This is a genomic window from Pseudomonas sp. BAV 4579, from assembly GCF_009765395.1.
Lineage (GTDB): Bacteria > Pseudomonadota > Gammaproteobacteria > Pseudomonadales > Pseudomonadaceae > Chryseomonas > Chryseomonas aestiva.
In genome coordinates this window covers 1-11232 of sequence record NZ_WHOV01000010.1, presented here as the reverse complement: position 1 = coordinate 11232, position 11232 = coordinate 1, and the positions used below count along the sequence as shown (strand labels likewise).

Below are 11232 nucleotides of genomic sequence, written 5' to 3'. Positions count from 1 at the left end.
CTGGAAGCCGAGGCCGGTCGCCTGCAGCGGCTGGTGGGTGGCTTCCGCATCTAGTCCGCGCGGCAGGTCCTTGAAAAGGGAGCGTCGACGTCAGGTCGGCGCTCCCTTTTTGCTGTCCGGCAGGTCAGCAAATCGCCGCCGGACGTTGACTGGGCCTGGACCACTCGTCAGAAACAGTAAAACTGATTAGCGCGTGAACTTGCTCTGGCCTGCCGCTTTGCGCGGATCGCCCGCTGCGCCTCGGCCCGACGCCCGATCCGCGGTATCAAGAAAGCCTTTTTTCCCGCCGATGGGGTAGCTGTTACCGCCAGGTCTGGTGGAGGCCCTGCTCCGTCCGCGCTTCCCGCTCCTGGCACCGCCTAATCTACGGCGTGGCACCCTTTGCCACCAGGGGCTTCATGTTCAGCAGGCTGTGCAAATCCTCTCGCGTACGCTGGAGTCTCGGCGTCTTTCTGTTCGGCGTCCTGCTGACCAGCCTGACCATGCGCCATCTGACCGAGCGCAATGAACAGCAGCTGCGCAGGGCCCTGGACGACGTCGCCGATGACGTTCGCGATCAGGTGCTGGATCGGCTGCGCATCTACGAATACAGCCTGATCGGCATGCGTGATGTGGTGGTGGTCGCCGGCGGCAACCTGTCGCGCGAGCTGCTCGGCGACTACGGGCGGGTCCATGACCTGGGCCAGGAGTTTCGCGGTGCCCGTGGCGTCGGCTTCATTCGCCGTGTGCCTCAGGCCGACGTAGCCCGCTTTCTGCGCGAGGCTCGTGCCGACGGCTGGCCCGACTTCAGCATCCGCACCTTCGCGCCGCACGACGGCGATCGCTACGTCGTCCAGTATCTCGAACCCGCCTGGCGCAATTTGAAGGCCATCGGCCTGGATACGGCCTCCGATCCTACCCGCCGCGAGGCCGCCGTGCTGTCCATGCGCCATGGCGACATCCACCTGACCGGTCCGTTGCAGCTGCAGGCCTCCCAGCCGCCGGAGCCCGGCTTTCTGATGCTGCTGCCCATCTACCAGGGCGGGCAGGCGCCGGCCGATCCGACGGCCCGCGAGGCGGCGACCATCGGCTGGTCCTATGTGCCCCTGAGCATCGGTGAGATGTTCGGCAGCATGCGCCTGAACATTCCCGGACTGATCATCCGGCTGAGCGATGTGACCCTTCCCGAGGCCCCCAGCCTGTTCTATCGCCAGGGCGAGGAAGAAGAACAGGGCACCGAGGCACCGACCGAGCGGCGGCTGGTGCAGAAGGTCTATGGCCGCCAATGGCAACTGGCGCTCACCGCCACCCCGACCTTTGTCGCCGCCCAGCACCTGGTCTCGGTGCCGCTGGTGCATCTGTTCGGCAAGCTGTTCAGCCTGCTGGCCGCCGGCCTCACCTTCACCGTGATGACCACGCGCCAGCGGCGCCGCCAGTATCAGCAGGACCAGGCCAACCTCACCGCGGTGGTGGAAAGCTCGTCCGACGGCATCATCAGCAAGGACCTCCAGGGCGTGGTGCTGAGCTGGAACCACGCCGCGGAGGAGCTGTTCGGCTACAGCGCCAGCGAAGCCGTGGGCCAGCGCCTGCTCGACCTGGTGGTGCCCACCGAGCTGGAGCACGAGGAATGGTCGGTGCTGGCCCGCATCGGCCGCGGCGAGCCGGTACCGCACTTCGAGACCCGTCGCCAGCACCGCGACGGCCGCCTCATCGATGTCCTGGTCAGCGTCTCGCCCATGCGCGGCCGTGACGGCCGGGTGGTCGGCGCCTCCAAGACGGTGCGCGACATCTCGCTGCAGAAGGCCGCCCAGGCCGAGATCCTGGCGCTCAATGCCCGGCTGGAAGAGCAGGTGGCCCAGCGCACCGTCGAACTCAGCCAGACCAACCGCCTGCTCGGCGACGTGCTGCGCGCGGCCTCCGAAGTGGGCATCATCGCCACCGACCACGAGGGTCGCATCACCCTGTTCAATGAAGGCGCCGAGCGCCTGCTGGGCTATCGTGCCGCCGAGGTGGTGGGGCTCTGGCAGGCCAGCGACTTCCATCTGCCGGAAGAACTGGCGACCCAGGGCGCGGCCCTGGAAGCCGAATACGGGCTGCCGGTCGCCGGCTTCCGGGTGCTGGTGGAGCGCTCCGAACGCGCCGGTGCCGATGCCCGCGAGTGGACCTTCGTCCGCCGCGACGGCGAACACCGCGACGTCAGCCTGGTGGTGACCACCATGCGCGATGTCTCGGGCCAGGTCAGCGGCTATCTGGGCATCGCCTCCGATGTCACCGAGCGCAAGGCCGCCGAGCAGGAGCTGGCTGCCAGCCTGGCCCTGACCCGGGCGATCCTGGACACCGCGGTCAGCCCCATCGTCACCGTGGACAGCAATGGCCTGGTGCGCTCCTTCAACCCGGCCGGCGAACGCATCTTCGGCTATCGCGCGGCCGAGGTGATCGGTCAACCCATTCGCCGGCTGATTCCCGGCTATCTGGCCGGCTACGAGGCGCTGTTCAGCTGCTCGCAGGCGGTGCCCGACGACAATACCGCTCAACAGGGCCAGGAAATGGAGGGGCGCCGGGCGGACGGCAGTGTCTTCCCCATCACCCTGAGCCTGGGGGTGATGTGGACCGATGGCGAGCGCCTGGCGGTGGCCATCATCGCCGACATCACCGAACAGAGTCGCCAGCGCCAAGCGCTCGTGCAGACCCGCGATCAGCTGACCATGGCTGCCGATGTTGCCCAGCTCGGCATCTGGTGCTGGCAGCCCGACACCGGCCAGGTGCAGTGCAACGAGCGGATGTTCGATCTCTACGAATGGAGCGAGGAGCAGCGCACTCGCGGCATCACCTACAACGACTGGCGCGACCGCGTGCACCCCGACGACCTGGGCAGCGCCGAAGAGCGCCTGGGCGCCGCCATGGCCGGTCGCGCGGTGTTCGATCCGGTGTTCCGCATCCGCCGTCGGGATGGCTCGCTGCGGCACATCATCGCTGGCGCCCGCACCGAGCGCGATCCGCGCGGCCGGGTATTGCGGGTGGTGGGCATCAACCGCGACATCACCGAGCAGTTGGAGCTGGAACACCGGTTACGCGAAGAGCGTACCCGCGCCGATCTGGCCAGCCAGGCCAAGTCGTCCTTCCTGGCCAACATGAGCCACGAGATCCGCACCCCGATGAACGCCGTGCTGGGCATGCTGCAACTGCTGCAGCGCACCACGCTCGACGCGCGCCAGGGCGATTACCTGACCAAGACCCAGCAGGCGGCGCGTTCGCTGCTGGGGCTGCTCAACGATGTGCTGGACTATTCCAAGATCGAAGCCGGCAAGCTGCAGCTGGATGTCCATCCCTTCAGCCTGGAGCAGGTGCTGCGCAACCTGGGCGTGGTGCTCTCGGGCAACAGCGGCGAGAAGAACGTCGAGATCAACTACCACCTGGATGCCGGGCTGCCCACCGCCCTGATCGGCGACAGCCTGCGCCTGCAGCAGATCCTCATCAACCTGGCCGGTAACGCCCTCAAGTTCACCGAGGCGGGGCAGGTGCTGGTCAGCGTGCGCCAGCTGGCGCGGGCGGATGGTCAGTTGCGTCTGGAATTCTCGGTGCAGGACACCGGTATCGGCATCAGTCCGGCCCATCAGGAGCAGCTGTTCCAGGGCTTCACCCAGGCCGAGGCCTCGATCAGCCGGCGCTTTGGCGGGACCGGGCTGGGCCTGGCCATCTGCAAGCGCCTGGTGGAGCTGATGGACGGCCAGTTGCAGGTGGAGAGCGAGCTGGGGGTGGGCAGCCGCTTCTGGTTCGATGCCGCCCTGGCGGTGGACAGCCAGGGCGAGGCCCAGCTCGCGCCGGTACGCCGGCGGGTGCTGCTGGCCGACGACAACACCCTGGTCGGCGAGGTGCTGGTGGAAACCCTGGCCGCCCTCGGCTGGCAGGTGGACCTGGTCACCAGCGGCGCCGCCGCCCTCGCGCGGGTCGCGCAGGCCCAGCAGCAGGCGCAGCCCTATGAGGCGGTGCTGATGGACTGGCGCATGCCCGACGGCGATGGCCTGCTGGCGGCCCGGCGGCTGCGCGAGCGGCAGGCCGACAACCGGCCCAAGGTCATCATGCTCACCGGCTTCGGCCGCGACTTCCTGTCCGAAACCCAGCAGAGCGCCGATGCGCCCTTCGACGACTACCTGACCAAGCCGGTGACCCCGGCGCAGATCGTCGAGGTGGTGGAGCGGGCCCTGGGCGCCGAGATCCCGGCCGGTGTGCACGCCGCCGCGGTGGTCGACGAGAGCCACCGGCTGGCCGGCCTGCGGCTGCTGGTGGTGGAAGACAATGCCCTCAACCGCCAGGTGGCCGCCGAGTTGCTGCTGGCCCAGGGCGCCCAGGTGGAACTGGCCGAGGGTGGGCTGGAAGGCGTCGAGCGGGTGCTCTCCGGCGCGCCGCTGGACGTGGTCATCATGGACATGCAGATGCCCGACATCGATGGCCTGGAAGCCACCCGCCGCATCCGCGCCGATGGGCGTTTCCGTACCCTGCCGATCCTGGCGATGACCGCCAATGCCTCCCATACCGACCGCGACGCCTGCCTGGCCGCCGGCATGGACGACCATATCGGCAAGCCCATCGACCTGGAATTGCTGGTCGCCCGCCTGCAACGCCTGACCGGCCAGGAGGTCAGCGCCGCGTCCGTTGCCGCGCCGGTCGGCGAGGATCGCCAGGTGGAACCCCTGAGCCTCGTCCTGCGCCGCTTCGGAGGCGATGCCCGGCTGTTCGGCACGCTGCTGGAACGCTTTGCCGAGGACTCCGTCAGCCTGCTGGAAGGACTGGCCCGAGCCTGGCACGCCGGCGACAGCGAGGCAGCGGTGGCCGTACTACACTCCCTCAAGGGCAGCGCCGGCACCATGGGTGCCCAGCGTCTGGCCGCGCGCGCCGCCGAAGGCGAACGCGCCGGCAAGGCCGGCGCGAGTGTCCCCCTGGAGGTGGCGATGGAACTGACGACCCTGCGACAGTTGCTCGACGAAGCCCTGGTCGACTTGCGCAGCGCCCTGGCCGAGCTCCTGCCACCGCCCGTCATTGCCGAAACCGCAACCCCCACCGACACCCAGGTCGACTGGCGCGCCCGCCTGGACGAACTCGAACAGTTGCTCAGCCAGGGCAATCTCGATGCCCTGGAACTGATCGCCGAGCTGCCCGTGCACTGCCGCGCCGAAGCCCAGGTGCGCTACGACCTCTTGCGCGCCCAGGTCGAGACCCTCGACTTCGCGGCGGCACTCACTACCCTGCCTGATCTGAAGGAAGCCCTATGACTCCGCCGACCGCGCAGGCCGCCGGACGCAGCAAGCCCAAGCTGCTGATCGTCGACGACCAACCGCTGAACATCCGCATCCTCCACGAACTCTTTCGCCAGGATTGCGAGACCCTGATGGCCACCAGCGGCGCCCAGGCCCTGCAACTGGCCCTGGCCCAGCAGCCGGATCTGATCCTGCTCGACGTGATGATGCCCCAGCTCGACGGCCACGAGGTCCTGCGCCGGCTGCAGGCCGAGCCGGCCACGGCCGCCATCCCGGTGATCTTCGTCACCGGCCAGGAAGGCCCGGACGAAGAGGTGACCGGCCTGGAGCTGGGCGCGGTGGATTTCATCAGCAAGCCGATCAATCCGGTCATCGTCCGCGCTCGGGTGCGCACCCAGCTGACCCTCAAGGCGCAACGCGACGCCCTGCGCAGCATCGCCCTGGTCGATGGCCTCACCGGCGTCGCCAATCGTCGCCAGTTCGACGAGGCGCTGCTGCGCGGCTGGCGCCAGAGTCAGCGCGAAGGCACGCCGTTTTCGCTGATCCTCATGGATATCGATCACTTCAAGGCCTACAACGACCACTATGGCCACCTGGCCGGCGACCAGTGCCTGCGCCAGGTCGCCCAGGCGCTGGGGCAGGGCCTGTTCCGACCCTATGACCTGCTGGCGCGCTACGGCGGCGAGGAATTCGGCTGCCTGCTGCCGGGTACCGATCTCGAAGGCGCCACCCAGGTCGCCGAGCGGCTGCTGCAACAGGTGCACGACCAGCGCCTGACCCACGGCTATTCCTCGGTGACCGGCTACGTCACCCTGAGTCTGGGCGTGGCCACCGCGCTGCCGCCGACCACCGTCGATCCGGCCGCCCTGATCACCGCCGCCGATGCCCAGCTCTATGCGGCCAAGCACCAGGGCCGCGCCCGGGTCTGTGCCGCGGAACTGGCTGGCTGAGGGGCGCCTGCCAGGTAACGCCGGGTAACAGAGGTCGAAGGCTTTCTTCTGCGTTCAGGCTGGGCGGCGAGGCGGCAGACTGTCAGACTGCGGGCAGGGATTCTGCCGCCGGTAATCTATGTACGCCTTCACGCAACGCCAGGCCATCTTGGCCAGCTGGATCATCGTCTTCACCGCGCTCTATCTGGTTCTCCCGCTCAAGCTCCTGCCCAGCCTGCTGGCCGGCCTGCTGGTGTATGAACTGGTCAACACCCTGGCCGGGCGCCTGCAGCGGCAGATGCCCGGCGGCGGCGCGCGCTGGCTCGCCGTGGCCCTGCTCGGCGCCCTGGTGGTGAGCCTGCTGACGCTGTTCTTCGTCTGGTTCACCAGCTTCATCATCCAGGAGGTGCAGAACCCCGGACGGCTGCTGGACAAGTTCATGGTGCTCACCGAGCGCGCCCGCGCCCAGTTGCCGCCTTCGCTGGACGCCTATCTGCCGGCCAACGCCGACAGCATGAAGCAGGAGCTGGTGGAGTGGGTGCGCGCCCATGTGGCGCAGTTGCAGCTGTTCGGTCGCGACGCGGCGCGGACCTTCGTCATCGTGCTGATCGGCATGATCCTCGGTGCCATCGTCGCCCTGCAGCCCACCCCCGATCCCGAGCGCCTGCGCCCGCTGTCCGGCGCGCTGCTGGTGCGTCTCGGCCTGGTGGCCCAGGCCTTTCGCAACATCGTCTTCGCCCAGATCAAGATATCGCTGCTCAACACCACCCTGACCGGCATCTTCCTGCTCGGCGTGCTGCCGCTGTTCGATGTCCATCTGCCGCTGGCCAAGACCCTGGTGATCCTCACCTTCATCCTTGGCCTGCTGCCGGTGATCGGCAATCTGATGTCTAACACCCTGATCTTCATCGCCGGCCTGTCGCTGTCGATCTGGGTCGCGGTGGCGGCGCTGGGCTACCTGATCGCCATCCACAAGCTGGAATACTTCCTCAACGCCCGCATCGTCGGCGGCCAGATCAGCGCCCGTTCCTGGGAATTGCTGGTGGCCATGCTGGTGTTCGAGGCGGCCTTCGGTCTGCCCGGGCTGGTGGCGGCGCCGGTGTACTACGCCTATCTCAAGAGCGAGTTGAGGGCGGAAGGGCTGGTCTAGCGATGATGGTCGTCTATCGGCAGGCCGGACTCGCCGACCTTGAGTTGCTGACTGGCTTCAATGCAGGCCTACAGCGCGATCAGGGCAGTCCGCAGCCGCTTGCCGAAGCAGCCTTGCGCCAGCGCATGGCAGGTTGGCTGAGCCATAACGAGTACCAAGCCATCGTGGCCGAAAGGGCCGGCGTGCCGGTGGGCTATGGACTCTATCGCATGGAAGACGACCGAATCTTCCTGCGTCATCTCTATATAGCGCCGGCAGAGCGTCGGCAGGGCCTAGGTCGGGCTTTTTACGGCCATCTGCGCGATCGGCTGTGGCCGGCGGACCAGCCGGTGCAACTCAATGTCCTTGCTTGCAACGCCCGGGGGCAGGACTTCTGGCGTGCTCTAGGCTTCGAAGTCTTTAGCCTGACGCTGCAGCAGTCGCCACCTGGCACTCACTGACGATCCAGATTCGCCCACATGCGCTGCCAGAAGGCACCGGCCTCCTCATTGATGGCGCGCCAGCGCTGCTCCAGGCGCTCGCGCTCGGGCGTGCCCAGATCCTCCGGGCAGGCCAGGTAGCGATCGGCGGCGGCCTGGGCCTCGGCCTGCAGGCGGCGCCATTCGCGCACGTCATCCAGCCAGCAGCGGCCGGTGAGGGTTTCGTAGTACTCGTGGGCGATCGCGTCTTTGCTCATGGGGCGTTCCAGGCAGGGGATACAGCCCTAGACCGCACCTTATGCCCGGGGTGCCCGTCTCGGCGGTCAAAGGAGTCCAGGAGGCCGATTCGCCGGGGCAGCAGGCGTCCGCTCTTCGAGCACCAGGTGCTGGACAGCAGGAAGCCGCGTCGAGACGCGGCTTCCTGGCATGCCAGACAAGAACTTACTGCCGCGCCAGCACCGTGCTGCGACCGGCCTTGGGCGCGCCCGGCAGAGGGCTCAGGGCGCCGGTTTCCAGCCAGCGGCGCACGCGGGTGGCGTCGGCCATGTGGGTGAACTTGCCGAAGGCGTCCATCACCACGAAGGCCACCGGACGACCGGCCATCACGGTACGCATCACCAGGCAGTGACCGGCCTTGTCGGTATAGCCGGTCTTGGTCAGCTGCACGCTCCAGTCGGCGTTGTAGACCAGGTGGTTGGTGTTGCGAAAGCCCAGCGCATAGTTGGGGTTGTGGAAGGCCTGGGTCTTTTCCGGGGTGGTGCTGAGCTGGCCGAGCAGCGGGTAGTGCTCGGTGGCCTTGAGCAGGGTGACCAGGTCACGCGCGGTGGAGACGTTCAGCGGCGACAGGCCGGTGGGCTCGGCGTAGCGGGTGTTTCTCATGCCCAGGGCGCGCGCCTTGGCATTCATGGCGGCGACGAAGGCCCGCTGGCCACCCGGATAGTGATGGGCGAGGCTGGTGGCGGCGCGGTTTTCCGAGGACATCAGCGCCAGTTGCAGCATGTCGCGCCGGGTCAGCTGGCTGCCCAGGCGCACCCGCGAGAAGATGCCGCGCATGGCCGGATTCTCGCTGATGTCGATGTCGATGGTCTGCTCCAGCGGCAGCCGGGCATCGAGCACCACCATGGCGGTCATCAGCTTGGTCACCGAAGCGATGGGGGCGACCTGGTCGGGATTCTGGGAAAAGAGTACCTGGTTGGTCTTGAGGTCGACGACCAGGGCGTGGTTCGAGGCCAGGCGCTGGGCGGTGGCGGCCGCCGCGGCCTTGACCTTCGGTGGGGTCTGGGCCAGGACGGCCGGACTCAGCCCGACCAAGCCAGCCAGCAACAGGCCGGCAAGTTGATGACAGATCTTCACGGTGGCAGCTCTCGAAAGGGGGGGCGGGGTTAGAACAACCGCGAACGGCAATGCCCCTTGCAGATCAAGGACATTGCTCAGAGATTTCACGTCTTTTATCACCCGGAATGTCGGCTGGGAATCCGACAAGGCAGCTTTTTACACAGCGCGCTGGCAAAAAGTCACAATAAGTTGCATATGGGCGACGGACGGCAGGGATGGCGGAGCGAAAGGGCGCCCGAGAGGCCTCGGGCGCCTTGCCTTTCAGTCGTGGGCTTCCTGGGCGGTGGGGCCGAGCATGCTGCCGGTGACCAGGTAGCGTTCGTGCCAGGCCAGCGCCTCGGGCAGCAGGTGCGGGGTGTGCTTGCCATGGCTGCCGGCCAGGGCGCGGTCGAAGTAATCCTCCAGTGCCGGACGGAAGCTCGGATGCACGCAGTGCTCCAGGATGGCACGGGCGCGCTGCTTGGGGCTGAGCATGCGCAGGTCGGCCAGGCCCTGGTCGGTGACGATCACCGAGACATCGTGCTCGGTGTGATCGACGTGACTGACCATGGGCACCAGGGTCGAGATCAGCCCGTTCTTGGCCATGCTCGGCGCCATGAACACCGACAGATAGGCGTTGCGGGCGAAGTCGCCGGAGCCGCCGATGCCGTTCATCATCCCGGTACCCATCTGGTGGGTGGAGTTGACGTTGCCATAGAGGTCGGCTTCGAGCATGCCGTTCAGGGCGATGCAGCCCAGCCGCCGCACCAGTTCCGGGTGATTGCTCACGCCCTGCTGGCGCAGGATGATGCGCTGGCGCAGCGACTCGGCGTGCTCGACGAAGCGCTCGATACCCGCCGGACTCAGGGAGAAGGAGGTGGCCGAGGCCAGTTCCATCTTGCCGCTGATAAGCAGTTCCAGCATGCCGTCCTGGATCACCTCGGTAAAGGCGGTCAGCCCCTGGAACTCACTCGCGGCCAGGCCCTGCATGAAGGCGTTGGCGATGTTGCCGACCCCCGACTGGAGCGGCAGCAGATTGGCGGGGATACGACCCTGGCGCACCTCGAAACGGAGGAAGTCCAGCAGATGCCCGGCGATGGCCTGGGAGGCGGCGTCCGGGGCCTTGAACGGACTGTTGCGGTCGGGCGCATCGGTCTCCACCACGGCCACCACCTTGTCCAGCGGCACCTCCAGATAGGGCGAGCCGATGCGGTCGCCGGGATGTGTCAGTGGGATCGGCGTGCGCCGGGGCGGCAGGGCGCCGTCGGTGTAGATGTCGTGCATGCCGTCCAGGGCGTCGGGCTGCCAGCGATTGACCTCGAGGATCACCGCATCGGCCATGTCCAGCCAGGTCTTGTTGTTGCCCACCGAAGAGGAGGGCACCAGCAGACCGTCTTCGCGGATCGCAGCGATCTCCACCACCGCCACGTCGATCTTGCCGAAGAAGCCATAGCGCACCTTTTCCGCCAGTTGGCCCAGGTGGATGTCCATGTACTCCAGGCCACCGGCGTTGATGCGGCTGCGCAACTCCGGATCGGACTGGAAGGGCACTCGCAACTCGATGCCATCGACCCGCGCCAGGGCGCCGTCCAGCTCCGGTGCGGTGGAGGCGCCGGTCAGCACCTTGATGCGAAAGGCCTCGCCGGCGCCGTGGCTGGCGGTGATGCGCTGGGCCAGGGCGCCGGGCACGGCCTTGGGGTAACCGGCCCCGGTGAAGCCGCTCATGCCCACGGTCATGCCGTGACCAATGAACTGCGCGGCCTGCTCGGCGCTCTGGCGCTTGGCAGCGAAACCGGGATGGCGAATACGGTGGGACATGACGACCTCTGCGGGTGTTATCGAAAGCACACTAAGAATGTGGATTCTACGCCGAAGGGATGCTTAGGTCCCTAAGCAAAAGGTCGGGTGGGCGGGAAATTTTGGGGAGTGGGGCGTAGGTTGGGTCCGGTAGGTTGGGTTGAGCGACAGCGAAGCCCAACGTTGCCCAAGCCAACCATCGTCTTGATGTGCTAGCTGATTATCGAGTTTTGCTGGCACTTCTTGTTTCGCTCTTCCGAGCGAGTCACTTTTGTCAGTCGCGACAAAAGTAACCAAAACCGCTTGCCCCGAACATCCGGCCTTCCGCTGCGCTGCGGGTCCGCTCACGCCAGCGCCGTTCCGGGGTCGGCCTACACGGGCCGTCCATG

General features: G+C 67.2%; 7 protein-coding genes. 4 read left to right on the top strand and 3 right to left on the bottom strand.

The window, feature by feature from the left end:
- The first annotated feature begins 398 nt into the window (after window positions 1–398).
- From GSQ95_RS03995 to GSQ95_RS03980, 4 genes are all read left to right on the top strand, one after another.
- Complete coding sequence (locus tag GSQ95_RS03995; RefSeq protein WP_158893978.1) at window positions 399–5249, top strand: PAS domain S-box protein; 4851 nt, start codon at window positions 399–401, stop codon at window positions 5247–5249.
- A complete protein-coding gene (locus GSQ95_RS03990; RefSeq protein ID WP_158893980.1) occupies window positions 5246–6184 on the top strand; it encodes a diguanylate cyclase domain-containing protein in 939 nt (312 codons plus the stop codon). Before GSQ95_RS03995 ends, GSQ95_RS03990 begins: the two co-directional genes overlap by 4 nt.
- A gap of 118 nt (window positions 6185–6302) precedes the next feature.
- Entirely contained in the window at window positions 6303–7313 is a 1011-nt protein-coding gene (locus GSQ95_RS03985) for an AI-2E family transporter (protein ID WP_133862255.1), read from the top strand.
- Window positions 7314–7315: 2 nt separating this feature from the next.
- The gene (locus tag GSQ95_RS03980; protein WP_158893982.1) at window positions 7316–7753 is read left to right on the top strand and encodes a GNAT family N-acetyltransferase; all 438 of its coding nucleotides are present in this window, start codon (window positions 7316–7318) and stop codon (window positions 7751–7753) included.
- Here the strand turns inward: GSQ95_RS03980 and GSQ95_RS03975 are convergent.
- From GSQ95_RS03975 to GSQ95_RS03965, 3 genes are all read right to left on the bottom strand, one after another.
- Entirely contained in the window at window positions 7747–7989 is a 243-nt protein-coding gene (locus GSQ95_RS03975; RefSeq protein ID WP_158893984.1) for a hypothetical protein, read from the bottom strand. The two genes, GSQ95_RS03980 and GSQ95_RS03975, sit on opposite strands and share 7 nt — an antisense overlap.
- 184 nt (window positions 7990–8173) lie before the next feature.
- Complete coding sequence (pbpG, locus tag GSQ95_RS03970; RefSeq protein WP_158893986.1) at window positions 8174–9085, bottom strand: D-alanyl-D-alanine endopeptidase; 912 nt, start codon at window positions 9083–9085, stop codon at window positions 8174–8176.
- A gap of 243 nt (window positions 9086–9328) precedes the next feature.
- The gene (locus GSQ95_RS03965) at window positions 9329–10864 is read right to left on the bottom strand and encodes an acetyl-CoA hydrolase/transferase family protein (RefSeq protein WP_158893988.1); all 1536 of its coding nucleotides are present in this window, start codon (window positions 10862–10864) and stop codon (window positions 9329–9331) included.
- Window positions 10865–11232: the final 368 nt, after the last annotated feature.

Excerpts from the sequence above, each read along its gene's own strand:
- GSQ95_RS03965 (WP_158893988.1), bottom strand. The coding sequence starts at position 10,864 with ATGTCCCACCGTATTCGCCATCCCGGTTTCGCTGCCAAGCGCCAGAGC.
- GSQ95_RS03985 (WP_133862255.1), top strand. The coding sequence starts at position 6,303 with ATGTACGCCTTCACGCAACGCCAGGCCATCTTGGCCAGCTGGATCATC.
- GSQ95_RS03975 (WP_158893984.1), bottom strand. The coding sequence starts at position 7,989 with ATGAGCAAAGACGCGATCGCCCACGAGTACTACGAAACCCTCACCGGC.
- GSQ95_RS03995 (WP_158893978.1), top strand. The coding sequence starts at position 399 with ATGTTCAGCAGGCTGTGCAAATCCTCTCGCGTACGCTGGAGTCTCGGC.
- GSQ95_RS03990 (WP_158893980.1), top strand. The coding sequence starts at position 5,246 with ATGACTCCGCCGACCGCGCAGGCCGCCGGACGCAGCAAGCCCAAGCTG.
- GSQ95_RS03980 (WP_158893982.1), top strand. The coding sequence starts at position 7,316 with ATGATGGTCGTCTATCGGCAGGCCGGACTCGCCGACCTTGAGTTGCTG.